Here is a 15,113-nt window from a genome sequence, read left to right on the forward strand (position 1 = left end):
ATGAGTGAAGGCGGCCGAAGGCAGAGCCGTTCCGAAAGCGCCGTTCTGCGCATCATCCTGCTCTTCGGTGCCGTTAGTCTCTTCGCGGACATGACCTACGAGGGGGCGCGTTCGATTCTCGGTCCTTTTTTGGGTAGCTTGGGTGCGAGTGGGGCGGCGGTCGGCCTCGTCGCCGGCATGGGAGAGCTTGCCGGCTACGGGCTTCGGCTTTTTTCCGGCGTTCTGGCGGACCGAACGCGCTCCTTCTGGCGGCTCACGTTTTCAGGCTATGGCGTGAATCTCTTGGCTGTGCCGCTCTTGGGGCTTGTTTCGGGATGGCCCGCGGCGGCGGCGCTCGTGGTTGCCGAGCGGCTAGGGAAGGCGATTCGAACGCCGGCGCGGGACGTCCTGCTCGCAGCGGCAACGAAGGATTTCGGGCGGGGACGCGCCTTCGGCCTGCATGAAGCGATGGACCAGATCGGTGCGGTCCTGGGTCCCTTGACGGTCGCGCTGGTCCTGGCCTGCCAGGGAGGGTACAGGACGGGCTTCCTGTTGCTTGCCCTGCCCGCTCTCTTCTCCTTTGCGGCTCTCGGGTTGGCCCGTGGTTCTTACGGCAGATGGCAAAACTCCCGAGGGATGCCCGAGGGAGCGGGAGAAGAGGAGGAAAACGGCTCGCGACACTTGCCTTCCGCTTTCTGGAGCTATCTGGCCGCGGTCGGCTGCGTCGCGGCGGGCTACGCCGACTTCGCCCTGATCGCCTTTCACGCGGCAAAGACCGGAGTGGTCGCTCCGCAAGGAGTGCCCTTGCTCTATGCTCTTGCGATGGGGATCGACGCCGGGGCGGCCTTTTGGGCCGGGCGGCTCTTTGATCGCAAAGGGTTTGCATCCCTACGAGGTCTGGTGGTCTTAGGGGCTCTGGCGGCTCCGCTGCTCTTCCTGGGGCATGGGATTGGACCCGTTTTGGTGGGAGTGCTCTTTTGGGGAGTCGGGATGGGTGTCCAGGAGTCGGTGATTCGAGCGGCGGTGGCGGAGTTGGTGCCGGATCGGCGCCAGGGCACCGGATACGGGCTTTTCAACATGGCCTACGGCTTTGCTTGGTTCGGCGGGAGCGCGCTCATGGGTCTCCTTTACGACCGTTCGCCGGTTTTGCTGGTCGCCTTTTCTTGCGGATGTCAGCTCCTTTCCCTTCCCCTCCTGGTGCGAACCCAGAGACAATTTGCCGCGGAGCAGATTGTCCGAGGGAGAATTGGATAAGACGGGGGAGTCTTCCGAAGGATTCCTTGACCCTTTACGAAGAGTGCCCTTCAATACGAGGATCACGTGCGGATCCTGGGAATCGATCCTTCCCTACGACGAACGGGCTACGGCGTACTCGAGTTGCTTCCGGGAAGTGAGCGGTTGCTCGATTTCGGGGTTATCGCCGTGGGCGCGAAAAGGTCCGAGCTCGAATGCCTTCGGGAGATTTATGGGCGCATCAGCCAAGTTCTCGTGGAGCAGAAGGCCGAAGAGGTTGCGATCGAGACGGTGATCTACGTGCAGAACCACCGGACTGCGATCCTGTTGGGCGCCGCGCGGGGAGTCGCCCTCCTGGCTGCGGCGAATGCCGGCGTGCCGGTCTTTGAATATCCCCCGCGCCGAGCAAAGACGGCGGCGACTGGCTATGGAGCCAGCCGGAAGGCCCAAGTGGGGTTCATGATCCGCAGCATTCTCGGCCTGCAGCAGAACCTTCCGCCCGATTCCGCCGACGCAGTGGCCGTGGCTCTGGCGCATGCCGCCGCGCGAAGACGTGCCCTCGCCTCGCGGAGATCTCTGTGATCGGATACCTGCGGGGTCAGCTGATTCGCTCCTCCCCCGCCAAGGTTTGCCTCGAGGTTCAGGGGTTGGGCTTCGAGCTCTTCGTCTCTTTGAGTTCCTATCAAAGGCTTCCCGCTCCTCCGGCGGAGGTCCAGCTCTTTACCCGCATCCAGGTTCAGGAGAAGGGGATCGAGCTCTACGGGTTTGCCGGGGAAGAGGAGCGAGCCCTTTTCAGCCTGCTCGTCGATCATGTTCCCGGCATCGGGCCGAGAACGGCGCTTTCGGTTCTCGGGGCGGCCTCTCCGGAAGAGTTGCGCGGGGCGGTCGCGCGCGGGGATCAGGCGTGGCTTTCACGCATTAAAGGCGTGGGAAAGAAGACGGCGGAGAGGCTCATCGTGGAGCTCCGCGATCGTTTCCCGGAGGTGGACGCCGACCTTGGCACGGTCCGGAAGCCGTTGGGCGAGGATTCCATCGGGAAAGACGCCCGGCTCGCTCTGCTTGCTCTGGGCTATCGAGAGGCCGAGGCGGAAAAGGCGGTCCGCCAGGCGCGCGAGCGGTTGCCGGTCGCAGGCGTGGAGGAGCTCATTCGAGAGGCCCTGCGGGGATCGGGAGGAAAGGCGGCCCGGTGAAAGAGAGCCCAGAGGCGACGGTTCGTGGGCAGCGGGACGAGCGGCTGGAGGAGGTCCTGCGCCCTTCCACGCTTGAGGCCTTCGTCGGACAACCACGGATCAAGGAGAGGCTGGCGGTCCTGGTGGAAGCCGCGCAGCGGAGGCAGGAGCCCCTGCCGCATCTCCTCTTCAGCGGTCCGCCGGGACTGGGAAAGACGACTCTTGCCCATATCCTGGCCAAGGAGATGGGGGCTAATCTTCGGCTGACCTCGGGCCCGACGCTGGAGAGGGCGGCGGATCTGGCCGGCCTGCTCAGTGGTCTCGAGCCGGGAGACATCCTCTTTGTCGACGAGATCCATCGTCTGAGCCGGGCGGTCGAAGAGTACCTCTACCCGGCGATGGAAGATTTCCGAATCGACATCGTGATCGACCAGGGTCCCGCCGCCCGCAGCGTCTGCCTGAGCCTCCCCCATTTCAGCCTCTTCGGGGCAACCACCCGGGCGGGGATGTTGACGGCCCCTCTGCGGGGTCGCTTCGGACTCGTCAATCGGGTCGAGTATTACGGCGCCGAGGATCTCGTCCGGGTGGTTCGGCGCTCTTCGCGGATCTTGGGGGTGGAAACGGTGGAGTCGGGTGCCTGGGAGATCGCCCGTCGCTCTCGTGGCACCCCTAGGCTGGCCAATAACTTGATTCGCTGGGTTCGAGACTATGCCGCCGTTCGGGCGGCCGGCGAGGAGATCTCGGAGTCCGTGGTGCACCATGCCTTGGAGATGCTCGATATCGACGCGGACGGCCTGGATGAGATGGACAAGAAGCTCTTGGAAACCATCATCTACAAGTTCGAGGGAGGACCCGTGGGCTTGGGTACTCTGGCCGTCGCCGTCGGAGAGGATGCGGGAACGATCGAGGAGGTGCACGAGCCTTATTTGATTCTGGAAGGCTTTCTGCAGCGCACCCCGCAAGGACGCGTGGCGACGCGGAGGGCTTACGAAAAGCTGGGCCTGTCCGCAGAAAGAGGAAAAAACGATCAATCGGAGCTTTTCTGAAAGCCGGCAGACTATCTTGCAGCGGATCGATCCGCCGTTCGCAGCGGCTTCCCCTCTTGCGCGCGTCGCTTCTGCTCCTTGCGGCGGCAGCACTCGGCTTGCGGTCCGCCGAAGCCGGTTACGGCGGGGAAGGCCGGGGATATGCGGCCGCATCGGCCTATTCCGCCCGTCATGGCGGGTCGGCTCTCCTCGTGTGGGAGAAGGGCAGAATCCGTTGGGAGGATGAGGCCGGCGGCGCTCCTGGGGGTGGCACACGGCGGATCTTCAGCGGCACAAAGGGCTTCTGGATCCTGGCGGCGTTACGGGCCGTCCAGGAGGGGATCTTGTCCCTCGACACCCCGGTTTCGGATACGCTGGTCGAGTGGCGGAGCGATCCTGCCAAGCGGCGGATTACCGTCCGGGAGCTCTTGAACTTCACCAGCGGGCTTGAGCCTGCCTTTTTCCTGCACACCGATGCCATCGAAAATCGAAACACCCGAGCCTTGTTCTTGCCGCTTCTGGCTCGTCCCGGCCAAGTCTTCCTCTACGGGCCGGCTTCTCTCCAGGTTTTTCACGAGTTTTTTCGAAGGCGCCTGCTGCCGCGCCAGGAGAACCCGACTCATTTCCTGGAAACCCGCGTGCTCCGTCCCATGGGTCTCGGCCGGCAACGTTATCTAGAAGACGGCGCCGGGAATCCGCTCCTGGCGACCGGTTTTCTTCTGCGAGCGCGGCAATGGGCCGCCATCGGCGACGTCCTCGTGCATCACGGCGCGCCGATTGTTCCTCCGGAGATTCTGGAGGAGGCGCTTCGGGGCTCGCCGGTCAATTCGGCCTTTGGAATGGGGTTTTGGAACAATCGCGCCGCAGCCTGGCCCGGAGCCCGTGAGGTCAATGTGGAGGCGATGCTTTCTCGCCCCTGGCGAAGTCAGGATTGGCGAAATGCCTGTCTTTGGCGCGGAGGTCCGACGGATCTGGTGGCGGCAGTCGGCTCGCACGGTCAGCGCCTCTATGCGATCCCATCCCAGGGATTGATCGTGGTCCGACAAGGATATAGCGATTCGTTTGCGGACGCGGATTTCTTACGTCTGTTGCTGCCGGGAATCTATGAAGCCCGGCCGATCACCGCGGGGGAGTCCGATTTGCCGTCTTCTTCGGCTCGGTAGGCCGCGGGGTGCGGGTGGCGACGACAAGGGAGGCTTCCTCCGGCTTCCATCGGTACCCGAAGCCAAAGGGAAGCGGCGAGGGATTGGCGTGTGCGGTCGCCGCCGCCAAGTCCGGCTGGTAAAACTCGCGGAAAAGAGAGATGGGACCGCGGTAGAGGCCGAAAAAGCGGAGATTCCATCCAGAGCGGAAGAAGCGGACGGGGATCCCCGAATCGTCTTGGAGGACCAGCGTGCTGCGGGTGAGCACCAGCCGGCGCAACTCGGAGAAGGCACTCCCGTGCAGTAGATAGGAAGCGGCCTTGATCAAGGTCGGTCCTCCGGGAATGCTCCCCAAGTAGCGGGGGAGTCCGGAAGCGGCGAGCGAACCGTCTTCCAGGTTGACCGGAAAGTAGTAGAGCCGATGCTCTTCCCCTTCCGTTCCCTGGAACAGCAGGCAGCTTCTGCGTCCGGCGGAACCCTGCTCGATCGAGAGGAGGCGACAGCCGTCCCGAACCAGGAGTACCGAATAGAGCGGAAGGATCCCTCCCAGCACGGACGAGGCCGTCAGCCGGCGCGTCTCCTTGGTGATGGAAAAGCTCCATTGGAGAAGCCATTGGAGGGATTGGCGGATGCGCGGCAGCTCCAGAGCGAGATTTGCCGACTGCAGGCGCGAGAAGGAGGGGGGAAGCCCGGCTTCCTCCCGGGAAGCGAGGACATAGGTCGAGGCGTGAGGGAAAAAGCAGCGCGGGTAGATGGCATCGGGTCCGCTAAAGGGATAGAAGACCGGGTTGGTGGACGAGGAAGCCGCCCCGAGGAACTCGGCGGACCACTCGCGGATCGGGTCGAGCTGGAAATGGCGGAAATACTCCCAGAGCTTGTCCATCTCCTTGGCATGCTCCTGCCAGGATGGCTGCGCGGCGAGGTTCTCCAAGGGCGATCCGGGGCCGGGAGGAAGCCCGGCGACGAAGCGAGCGGCTTCGTCCAACTCAGTAGGCTCTGCCAGGGGTTGTCCGGAGGAGTGACGCGTGGAAATCGAGCATAGGATCAGGACAAGTGCGAGGGACGGCAGGCGCAAGGGTGGTTTCATGGCGAGGTGGGGGAATTCGGCGGGGCGCTCCGCCGAACCAGGGCGTAAATCGGTAATCCGAGGAGAAGAGTGCCGAGTCCGGCTAAAGATTCCTTGGGCATTGCCCAGAAAAGATCCCAGAGCATCCAGAGGCAGACGGCGAGGAAGAAGAGGGATGTCCATGGGTAGCCCCAGGCGCGGTAGGGTCGGGGCAAGAGGGGCTCTCTCCAACGGAGAACAAAGACACCAAGAACCGTGGCAAACCAGGAGAGGGTGAGGGTGAACTGGATGTAGGTGAGGATTTGGGAAAAGGTTCCTGTCGCTAGGAGTAAGACGACAACGCCGTACTGGAAGAGAAGGGCGCGGGAGGGCACGCCTTCCCGGTTGCGATGAGCGAACCAGCGGAGAGCAGGATAGTCCTCTCCTACCGCCATGGCGACGCGCGGTCCCATCCAGGTCATGGCGGCGATCGAGGAGAGGAGGCCGAGTGAGATCGCGCCGGCGACGATCCGACCTCCGGATTCTCCGAAGATGTGGCGCCCGGCGATCATTCCGACTTCGATGATCCCTCGCATCTGGGTGATCGGCGCTGCATGGAGGAAGGCGACGTTGAGGGCCACGTAGAGGACGATGACGATCGTCGAGCCGATCGCCAGCGAAAGGGGAACGGTTCGTTGCGGGTTGCGCACCTCCTCGGCGATGTAAACCGAGGCATTCCACCCGGAATAGGAGTACATGACGTAGACGAGGCTTGCAGCGAAAGAAGCTCCGGTCATTTCGTGCAGCGCCGGCCCTGTGGGAGCAAAGGAGATGGGTTGACCCTGGGTGAGCAGGAAGCTCGAAGCGGAAAGCAGGAGGATCAAGAGAACCTTGAGGCCGGTTGCCGCTTCTTGAAAACGAGCCCGGAGATCGACGCGGCCTAGTTGCAACAAGGTGAGCAACGTGGCGATCGCCCAGGCAAGCCCGCTTGGCGAGGAGCCGGGAAAGGCGGCGGACGCGTAGGCACCGAAGGCCATGGAAGCAAGGGCGATAGGAGCCCCGAAGCCGACCGTCGACGAAAGGAAGGCGGCCAGGAAACCGACCACCGGATGATAGATCCGGCGCAGAAGGCTGTATTCGCCTCCGGAACGGGGGATGGCGGCCGAGAGTTCTCCGTAGGAGAGCGCTCCGCAGAGGCTCGCGATCCCGCCGAGAAGCCAGAGGAAAGCAATCGAGAAGCCGGTCGACAGCTTCTCCAGTTGAAATCCAAGGCTGGTGAAGACGCCGGTCCCAACCATGTTGCCGACGACAAGAAAGACGGTGGTGAGAAGGGGAATGCGTCCCATGCCCTGGCATCTCTTATTGGCCAAGTGGCCATTTCCAGGAAAGAAGCAGAAGCGGCTGATAGTCAATCCAAAGCCAATGGGAAGCTCCCGATGGGCTTGCAAAGGCCGAAAACGCTGGTAAAAGGAGACTTCCAATCGGCGCTTCTCTTCCAGGCTGCTCAGCGGACGGTGAAGCAGCCGATTGCCGTCGGATGAAAAGCTTTCGCGAGGAACTATGGTTCGAGTTGCCGGCCCGGCGAGGCTTCGTCAACGTCACCGGACGGCTGGAAAGCTGTCTCCAAAAGAGCGGTATCCAAGAGGGTCTTCTCCTCTGTAATGCGATGCACATCACGGCGAGCGTCTTCATCAACGATGACGAGCAGGGGCTCCACGACGATTTGGAGCGCTGGCTGGAGAAGCTGGCTCCGGAGAAGCCCCACTCCCAGTACCGACACAATGTGGGCGAAGACAACGCGGATGCCCACCTCAAACGGACAATCATGGGCCGGGAAGTGGTGGTCGCGGTCACCGGAGGTCGGCTCGATCTTGGGCCATGGGAACAGGTATTCTATGGCGAGTTCGATGGGAAACGGCGCAAGCGCGTCCTCGTAAAGATCGTGGGGGAGTGAGCGCGAAAATTCCACCGCAAGCGTTTCTTTTCCGTGCGGTCTGGTTTGTTCTTGGCATGATCCTGTGCGGCTGCAGCCTGGTTGCTCCTCCGCCCGAGCTTTCTTGGGAGCGGGTATTGCCCGCGATCCGCGACCGCTTCCCCGATGTTCCGACGATTTCCACCGAAGAGTTGGCCAAAGAGCTCGACGGATCTCGCCAGGAGCGCCCTGTCTTGCTCGATGTGCGGACGGTCGATGAATATGACGTAAGCCATCTCAAGGGAGCAATTCGGGTTTCTCCCAATGAGCGCGTGGGATCCTTCTCGCACGAGCTTCGGAAAGATCAACGGATCGTGGTGTACGATTCCGTCGGCTTTCGGGCGGCTTCCTTCACGCGGCGGCTCCAGCAGGCCGGGTACACGGAAGCGAAGTATTTGGAAGGCGGGATCTTCAAGTGGGCGAACCAAGGAAGACCCCTCTACCGGGGCGAGAAGCCGGTCACCGTCGTACATCCTTCCGATTCCTACTGGGGTCAACTGCTGAAGAAGGATCGGCGTTCCGTTTCCCTTTTTGATTTGAGTGGCCCCGTCTTTTGAAGATCGCGGGTGGGTGCAAAAGAGAGTTGTTTTTGCGCGGCCTCTCGGCTAGGTGTTCATTTGCGACAGCGCCATCCCATCTGCCTCGGTAGCTCAGTTGGTAGAGCAGGTGACTCTTAATCACTTGGTCGTAGGTTCGAGTCCTACCCGGGGCACCAAGAGCAGGACGAGGGAGGGAAACCTCACGAAGGCGAGGGGTTTGTATCAGTTGAGCCATGGTTGCGCTCTGCGACGGGAGCAAGGGGTGGAAACTCGGGAGGCTCGGTCTCTACTCTTTTCTCTTTTCTCTGATCCTGCCCGCATCCTCCTTTGGGCAGATCCTCGACCCCATCGCCCTCGCGAAGAAGGTGCAGCCGTCCGTGCTGCTGGTCTTGGAGAAGGAGTCTTCCGGGAAAGTCGTAGCCACGGGGTCGGGCTTTCTTGTCTCGGCGGACGGGAAGCTGGTGACCAACGACCACGGAAGCAAGAAGGCCGAAGACTTATCGGCGCAGGCGGCGGATGGGCGAGTTTTGCGCGTCCAGAGTATTTTGGAGCGAGACCCTGCGCACGATCGGGAGCTGCTGCAACTCGCCGCAGAGGGGCTTCCGTTCCTTCTCGTCGCCGCTTCCGTTTCCGTTCATCCGGGGGAACTCCTTGCGATCATCCCGAGTCGTTTTGCGGGCAGAAACGCCGTCTCTCTCGGCACGGCTTTCGCCGAGCAGAGTCTTTTTGGTCCGAGCCGTTTGCTCGTGGCGACTGAGGCCGTCGCGCGCCTCTACCCTGGCGCCCCTGTGGTGGGAAGCGAAGGGCAAGTCCTGGGAGTGGCGACGACAAGATCGCGCGCTAAGCCGGGTCAGTTGCTCATTCCTGTGGCAACGATCGGAAAGCTCACGGTGCTGCCGGCCGCCGGGTCTCCCAAGCAAGGAGCCGTCGCGCCACTCCAGACTGCCACGGAAAGAGCAGGGGCGACGCCCATCGTCGACGTCGGAAAGGCTTTAAAGACTCCCGGGGCAGGACAAGCGGTTCAGGAACTGATTCCTCTCTCCCCTAGGGAAACGGGAGGCGAGAAGGGAGTCGCCTGGGCCCTCCTGCAGCACGGGAATTACGAGAAAGCTGCTGCGGCTTTCGAGCAGGCGCTCCGCCGGAGGTCGTCCGACGCTCGCGCCTGGCTCGGGTTCGGCTTGGCGAAACAGCATCTCGGACAAACGGAGGAGGCGAGCGCCGCCTTCCGGCAAGCAGTCGCTCTTAGTCCTTCGAGCGGGCAGGCGTGGTGCGAGTTAGGGAGAGTCGATTTAGAGCGGAAGCGATATCGGGAAGCGGCCGGTTCTTTTGAGCGGGCGGTCCGGCTCCAACCGCAAGACGCTCGTGCCTGGCTGGGAGTTGCGGCTGCCAATCTCGCCCTGGAAAGGCGGCAAGAGGTGCTGGCGGCTCTGGGCCGAGTGCAGGTGAGCGATCCAGCCGATACGGCGATCTGGCGGGGGATCGGAGAGGTCTATTCCCGGCTTGGTAGGCCGGAGGATGCGGCAACGGCGTTCCAGAGGGCGGTCGACCGCAACCCAGGGGATGCACGGGCTTGGCTGGACCTTGGTCTTACTTCGGTCGAGCTTGGCCGCATGGAACGGGCCCAGGAGATTCTCCCCAAGCTTTTCGTGCTGGATCCCGATCTAGGAACGGAGTTGGTGCAGGCTCTGAAGACGAGGTAAAGAGATCAACGAGGAGTTTGCCGACTTGCGCGTTAAGTGGGCAAATCCGTGGGAGAGGCCGGTCAGAAAAGCATCCAGGAGCTTGCGCGAAACCTACGTTGTCCGCCGCGCAGCATCCGGGTTCTCGAATGCATGGAGGAGCTCCCGTTCGAGATCGTGGGAAAGGGCTGTGAGGGGAATGGAGTCGAGCTTGTCTTCGAACGGGTTTTCTAGATTGCGTCCGATTTGATTCAACATCAGCAGGATGAGCGCGACGAACGGGGAGATGACGACGCCCCATGCTCCGGTCTCGTCGGCAATCCCGAAGGGGAGGAGGAAACTGTAGGTGTAGGTCAGGATTTCCAAGAAGCGGTCATATTGGCGAGGAAAGGGCGTGTTTCGGAGGCGCTCGCAGCCCCCCTGCACATCCGTCATCCGGGTCAGGGTCTGATCGAGGGCAAGGAACTGGAAGTCGGAAATGGCTTTCTCCGCGCAATTCTCCGATATGCGGCGGCTTAGCAGAGTGAGGACGAAAGAACTCGCCTTTGGTTCTCCGGCCAACTTCTTCCCGAGTTCCGGAGAAGGGAGTAAGGGGAGAATCTCGGTCCACTCTTTTTCTCCGTGCAGTTCCCTACGGAGAGCGCGAATGAAGGCGATCTGAAGCAGGATGAGCTCTCTCTGGCTGTCCTCCACGCCGTGAGGATCGGCCCTGCCCAGAAAACTCCTGACTTGGCGCAGCCAGGTTCTCGACGCATTTACGAGCTGACCCCAGAGGATGCGTGCTTCCCACCAGCGGGCATAGGCCAGGTTCGTCCGAAAGGCGAGAACTACTCCGATCAAGGCTCCCATGAGGGCAAGCGGCTGGTCCGGCATGGCGATGGATCTCAGGACCCGGGTTCGGAGATCGGCCAAATAGGCGAGAACCGAGAGGACCAGGATCAGGAAGAGCGGCTTGCGGATCGGGGAAAGACTACGCCGCCAGATGCGATCGAATTCGCTGAGCATGGTCACCCGTCGGTCCGCCGTTTGGGGAAAGGATGCAATCGCCTGGCTCTTGCCGGAGGCACATGGACGCGTAAGGATACCCGCGGGACCAGGAGCGGGAAAGTCCTCAGCGAGCGGTCCGCGGAGAGGTCGTCAAAACCATTTGACAGGCACAAAGTAGAGAAGATTAACTTAATTCGAGTTGAACGGATAAGACGATCTGCTTCCGTTCGCTTCGCTGGTTTCGTTTTTTGTCGTTCCGGTTTTCCGCTTCCTGCATGACTGCCGTAGCCTACGCTCCAAGGTATTATTGGCAACAAATGCCTCTGGGCGAGTTGTCGGCCGCCCTGGCGCTGCTGGTTCTGGGCGGGCTTCTGCGAGGGCTGGTCGGGCGTTGGCAGGGGAAGCCGATTCGCTGGCGGACGCCCGAGGAGCCGGAGGGATGGCGGGAGGGAATCCTAAGCTCCCTCTTCCCCCCGGTCGAGGTGGGCCTCTGGGGGACCTCTGCCGTCATGATCCTCTTGGCGGCATCCAACTATCTTCGCCATTTCACCGGGCATGGGTTGCCCCGTCTCTCGATCGTGGTCGGGGTAGAGGCCATCTGGTCCTTAGCTTTCTGGTGGTTTCTCGCACGGTTTGTGGCAATCGGCTTGACTTGGCTCCGCCGGAAAACCGGCATTGGTCGCGGGGAGTGGGCCGTCGTGCTCTTCCCCAGGCTTGCCCGATTTGTCCATTTCCTTGCTCCCGCGATCGGACTGATTGCCGTCGAAAGCTTCCCGATCCACCACTTCTATCGGCTTATTCTTCATAGGGTTTTGGCTATTTATGCCATTGGTCTGGTCGGCCTCGCCGGCGGGCAGGGCGTGGCGGCAGTGGGCGACTGGATTCTGCGTCACCACCCGCGCAGCGTGGATCCGGCCGCCGATTTGCGTTCGCGCAAGCTTCACACCCAAGTGCGCGTGGCCACCCGGGTGCTCTACTTCGTGATCGGGCTGTTGACGTTCTCCTGGGTGCTGATGCTCTTTTCTGAGGTTCGCCATCTGGGCGCGAGCCTGCTTGCCTCGGCCGGCATCATCGGTGTGATCGGCGGACTCGCCGCGCAGAGGACGATCGGCAACATCTTCGCGGGGTTGCAGATCGCTTGGTCTCAACCAGTGCGCCTGGGGGACGTGGTGGTCGTGGAAGGACAGTGGGGGACGATCGAGGAGATCACCCTGACCTACGTCGTGGTCGCCGTCTGGAATCAGATCCGGCTGATTCTTCCGATTACCTATTTGATCGATCAGCCGTTCCAGAACTGGACTCGAAACGCAAGCGAGCTCTTGGGGATCGTCCACGTCTACGTCGACTACACGATGCCGGTGGAGGAGATGCGGAAATACCTCATCGAAATCTGCCGGAAGAATCCGCTCTGGGACGGGCGCGTGGCGGTGACGCAGGTCACCCAGGCGACCGAGCGAACCATGAACGTTCGCCTGCTGGTGAGCGCGCAAGACTCCTCGAAAGCGTGGGATCTGCGCTGTGCGGTTCGGGAGCAGATGATCGCATTTGTCCGCGAGCGATATCCGGAATGTCTTCCCAAAATCCGCGCGGAGTGGGAAGCTCTCGCAAAGGAAAGCAGGAGCGAACTTCTCGATGGATAGGCCGGGGGACCAGCAGCAGACAAGGCCGCTGGCGCCTCGGGCACGACCGGAAATCCACCGCAAGGTGCGTAAGCTCCTACGCCGCTTGGCGTTACCGAGCGGCGCGCGCGTGCTGGATCTGCCCCTTGGGCCCGGGGCGATGGCCGAGCAGTTGCAGCGCGACGGATTGGCTGTCTGGGGAGCCGATCTCGACTTGGCGCAATCCGACGGGCTCCACCCATCGATCCGGCGGGAGCGGGTCGACCTAAATGGAATTCTGCCTTTTCCGGACCAGTTCTTCGACCTGGTGGTTTCGCTCGAGGGCATCGAGCATCTCGAAAATCCATTCCAATTTCTCCGGGAAGTCGGCCGCGTCTGCCGTCCGGGAGGCTATCTTCTTCTCTCCACCCCGAACATCTGCAATCTGGAAGAACGGTTGAACTTCCTGGTTCGAGGAGCCTTTTACCGCTATATTTCAGCTCGGGCCTTCGCAGAACAGGGCAGCGGCTTCGATCATCAAAATCTCATGACCTGGGTGGAGATCCGTCAGCTACTCGATTGGAACGGCTTTTCCCTGCTCGGGCTCTTCCGCGACAAGATCAAGTGGAGGCAGCTCCTCTTTCTGGGCCCGCTCGGTCTGCTCCTCTGGGGCTTCGGCAGGCTTCAGAGTCGGGCGCGCAGAGAGAAGTATTGCTGGAGGGAAACGGAGTCGGCTCCGGTGCTCTTCGGCGGAAGTACCCTGATCGTGCTCGCAAGAAAAGGCGTGGGGCGATCGGGATGAGTACGGAGGCGATCTATCGGGCCGTGCTTCCCCTGCTGCGATCCCACCTCCCTCCGGATGGGCGCCATCTCGATGTGGGGAGCGGCTCCGGAGAGCTCATTCGGCGGCTACGGGCCGGATGGAAGGGGTTGAGCTTCGGCTGCGACTATACTTCCGAATGGATGAAACTCCCGGGGCAGACGGTGGACGTCGCCGACCTCAATCAGGATCCGCTTCCCTACGAAAACGGCTTTTTCGACGCGGTGAGCTGCACGGAGGTGGTCGAGCATCTCGACGACTATCGCCGGCTTCTTCGAGAGATCTTTCGGGTGCTTCGGCCGGGAGGAATCCTCGTCCTGTCGACCCCGAACATTCTCAACCTCAAGTCGCGGCTCCGGTTCCTCTGGTTCGGTTTTTGGAACCTCTTTGGTCCGCTCCCCTTCTCCCGGAGGATTCGCGTCGACACCGATGGACACGTCACGCCCGTGCACTATTTCTATCTTGCCCACGCCCTTGAGGAAGCGGGATTCACGGAGATCGGCGTCACGGTAGACCGCTGGCAGCGCTCCTCTCTTCTCTCTCTGGTCCTTCTCTATCTCCCGGTGCGGCTTCTCGGGGGAGCCGCCTATTCGAGAGAGGTGCAGCGTCATCACACCATCGATGCCGGCAACCAATCGCATGTGAAGGCGGTGAATTCGGTGCCGCTCCTCGTCGGCAGAACATGCATTGTCTGGGCAACGAAGCCCGCCTGATGGGAAGGCGTTCCAGCTCGAGACCGGGAAACCGCGCAACATCCACGGCAAGATGAAGCGATCTCGAATCGCCGTCGTCAGCCTCTTTTATGGGGAATCCGGAGGTGCGGAGCTCTTTGCGAGCGAGGTGACCGATCGGCTGGCGGAATCCGGGGAATTTGACGTCCACGTCCTGGCCACCCGCTGGAGAGATAGGACGGGAAAGATTACATTTCACCGCATCGACTTCCGAAAGTGGCCGCGATCCCTCCTCTCTCTCTCTCTCTCGATCCGGAAGATGGCGGTCGAGGAGGGCTTCGACCTGATCCACACCCATGAATTGCTCGACGTTGCCGATGTGGTCACCTTCGGCGCTCCGGTCGCCCTCTGGCCAAAGATTCAAGGGAAGAAAGGGGTGCCGCTGCGAACGGTGGTCGATCGTCGTGTCGAAAGACGCCTGCTCCTCTCCGATCGGCTCCGGTGGATCCTGGCGAACTCGAATCAATCGGTACGCTGGTTGAGGGCGGAATACCCAGAGTTGGCCGGGCGGCCGGTAGGGGTGGAGACGCTCTACCCGGGAGTCGATCTTCGGCGGTTTGCCCCTCCCAGCCGGGACGAGCGAGAGTCGAGCCGAGCGCGGCATGCGGGGCGTTTCGGCTGGAAGGCCTCGGACCCGGTTGGCCTTTTTGTGGGAAATTACTGGGAACACAAGGGCTTGGGAACCGCGTTGCGCGCCCTTCGGGTTCTTCGGAAGAAGAACTGCCCGGTCAGGCTTCTGGTGATGGGGAACGACCGGAGAAAAGAAAGATGGCTTTCGGAGATGGCCGACTTGGGCGTGAAAACAGAGGATGTTGCCTTTCTCGGAGAGGTCGCCGAGGGGAGGGAAGCCTATTTCAAGGCCGCGGACTTCCTGGTCCTCCTTTCCCGCTTCGAAAGTTTCGGGACCGTGGTCCTGGAGGCCGTGGCTTCCGGGCTGCCGGTCATCCTGAGTAGCCGGGTTCCGGCCCGGGAGATTCTTCCTCCGGACGGCGGGAGCGTGATCGAGGATCCGATGGACGCCTTCGGGGCGAGCCAGGCGATGGAGGCATGGATCCGAAACTCCGCGGCGAGGGAGAAGCTCGCCTCCCAAGCGGTGGAAGTCGCCAGGACCTATACGTGGGAAACGGCGGCCGAGAAGACGGCCGCGGTTTATCGAGACTGCTTGACCCGAAAAAGGGGGTAACGCGGGTGTCT

At 62.0% G+C, this 15,113-nt stretch carries 15 protein-coding genes and 1 tRNA gene; 13 read left to right on the forward strand and 3 right to left on the reverse strand.

All coding sequences use genetic code 11. The features are described 5' to 3' along the window. The 5 genes from MAMT_RS05630 (at position 1) to MAMT_RS05650 (ending at position 4,569) form a co-directional block, all read left to right on the forward strand. Positions 1 to 1,233, forward strand: a complete 1,233-nt coding sequence (locus MAMT_RS05630; RefSeq protein WP_142660006.1) for an MFS transporter — start codon at positions 1 to 3, stop codon at positions 1,231 to 1,233. 66 nt (positions 1,234 to 1,299) lie between these two features. After that, positions 1,300 to 1,794 (forward strand): crossover junction endodeoxyribonuclease RuvC, encoded by a 495-nt coding sequence (gene ruvC, locus MAMT_RS05635; RefSeq protein WP_142660007.1) that lies wholly within the window; start codon positions 1,300 to 1,302, stop codon positions 1,792 to 1,794. Then, positions 1,791 to 2,402: a Holliday junction branch migration protein RuvA gene (gene ruvA / locus MAMT_RS05640; RefSeq protein ID WP_178086935.1), complete on the forward strand. Its 612-nt coding sequence runs from the start codon at positions 1,791 to 1,793 to the stop codon at positions 2,400 to 2,402. Before ruvC ends, ruvA begins: the two co-directional genes overlap by 4 nt. Beyond that, positions 2,399 to 3,427, forward strand: a complete 1,029-nt coding sequence (ruvB, locus tag MAMT_RS05645; RefSeq protein ID WP_142660009.1) for a Holliday junction branch migration DNA helicase RuvB — start codon at positions 2,399 to 2,401, stop codon at positions 3,425 to 3,427. The genes ruvA and ruvB overlap by 4 nt, the downstream gene beginning before the upstream one ends. A 56-nt stretch (positions 3,428 to 3,483) precedes the next feature. Beyond that, positions 3,484 to 4,569 carry a serine hydrolase domain-containing protein gene (locus MAMT_RS05650; protein WP_246186552.1) on the forward strand — a complete coding sequence of 362 codons (1,086 nt, stop codon included), beginning with the start codon at positions 3,484 to 3,486 and terminating at the stop codon, positions 4,567 to 4,569. Here MAMT_RS05650 and MAMT_RS05655 read toward each other — a convergent pair. Beyond that, positions 4,526 to 5,635 carry a hypothetical protein gene (locus tag MAMT_RS05655; protein WP_142660011.1) on the reverse strand — a complete coding sequence of 370 codons (1,110 nt, stop codon included), beginning with the start codon at positions 5,633 to 5,635 and terminating at the stop codon, positions 4,526 to 4,528. The genes MAMT_RS05650 and MAMT_RS05655 overlap by 44 nt on opposite strands. Then, positions 5,632 to 6,939, reverse strand: a complete 1,308-nt coding sequence (locus MAMT_RS05660; RefSeq protein ID WP_142660012.1) for an APC family permease — start codon at positions 6,937 to 6,939, stop codon at positions 5,632 to 5,634. Before MAMT_RS05660 ends, MAMT_RS05655 begins: the two co-directional genes overlap by 4 nt. Before the next feature lie 191 nt (positions 6,940 to 7,130). Here MAMT_RS05660 and MAMT_RS05665 point away from each other — a divergent pair, with 191 nt between their 5' ends. From MAMT_RS05665 to MAMT_RS05680, 4 genes are all read left to right on the forward strand, one after another. Beyond that, positions 7,131 to 7,547, forward strand: a complete 417-nt coding sequence (locus MAMT_RS05665; RefSeq protein WP_142660013.1) for a secondary thiamine-phosphate synthase enzyme YjbQ — start codon at positions 7,131 to 7,133, stop codon at positions 7,545 to 7,547. Then, complete coding sequence (locus MAMT_RS05670; protein WP_142660014.1) at positions 7,544 to 8,122, forward strand: rhodanese-like domain-containing protein; 579 nt, start codon at positions 7,544 to 7,546, stop codon at positions 8,120 to 8,122. The genes MAMT_RS05665 and MAMT_RS05670 overlap by 4 nt, the downstream gene beginning before the upstream one ends. Positions 8,123 to 8,204: 82 nt before the next feature. Further along, positions 8,205 to 8,280: transfer RNA gene (locus MAMT_RS05675), tRNA-Lys, on the forward strand. Positions 8,281 to 8,337: 57 nt separating this feature from the next. Next, entirely contained in the window at positions 8,338 to 9,804 is a 1,467-nt protein-coding gene (locus tag MAMT_RS05680) for a tetratricopeptide repeat protein (protein WP_142660015.1), read from the forward strand. Positions 9,805 to 9,897: 93 nt separating this feature from the next. Here MAMT_RS05680 and MAMT_RS05685 read toward each other — a convergent pair whose 3' ends face one another. Next, positions 9,898 to 10,788, reverse strand: a complete 891-nt coding sequence (locus MAMT_RS05685; RefSeq protein WP_142660016.1) for a bestrophin family protein — start codon at positions 10,786 to 10,788, stop codon at positions 9,898 to 9,900. 299 nt (positions 10,789 to 11,087) lie between these two features. Here MAMT_RS05685 and MAMT_RS05690 point away from each other — a divergent pair, with 299 nt between their 5' ends. The 4 genes from MAMT_RS05690 to MAMT_RS05705 all read left to right on the forward strand — a co-directional run bounded on the left by MAMT_RS05690 (position 11,088) and on the right by MAMT_RS05705 (position 15,102). After that, positions 11,088 to 12,410, forward strand: a complete 1,323-nt coding sequence (locus tag MAMT_RS05690; RefSeq protein WP_246186553.1) for a mechanosensitive ion channel family protein — start codon at positions 11,088 to 11,090, stop codon at positions 12,408 to 12,410. A gap of 64 nt (positions 12,411 to 12,474) precedes the next feature. Beyond that, positions 12,475 to 13,170, forward strand: coding sequence for a class I SAM-dependent methyltransferase (locus MAMT_RS05695; RefSeq protein WP_142660017.1), 696 nt, complete (start codon positions 12,475 to 12,477; stop codon positions 13,168 to 13,170). Continuing rightward, on the forward strand, positions 13,167 to 13,901 hold the full coding sequence (locus MAMT_RS05700; protein WP_142660018.1) for a class I SAM-dependent methyltransferase: 735 nt from the start codon (positions 13,167 to 13,169) through the stop codon (positions 13,899 to 13,901). Before MAMT_RS05695 ends, MAMT_RS05700 begins: the two co-directional genes overlap by 4 nt. A 52-nt stretch (positions 13,902 to 13,953) precedes the next feature. Further along, the gene (locus tag MAMT_RS05705; RefSeq protein ID WP_142660019.1) at positions 13,954 to 15,102 is read left to right on the forward strand and encodes a glycosyltransferase family 4 protein; all 1,149 of its coding nucleotides are present in this window, start codon (positions 13,954 to 13,956) and stop codon (positions 15,100 to 15,102) included. Positions 15,103 to 15,113 lie beyond the last annotated feature (11 nt).

Origin of the sequence: Methylacidimicrobium tartarophylax (genome assembly GCF_902143375.2) — a bacterium.
Classification (GTDB): domain Bacteria; phylum Verrucomicrobiota; class Verrucomicrobiia; order Methylacidiphilales; family Methylacidiphilaceae; genus Methylacidimicrobium; species Methylacidimicrobium tartarophylax.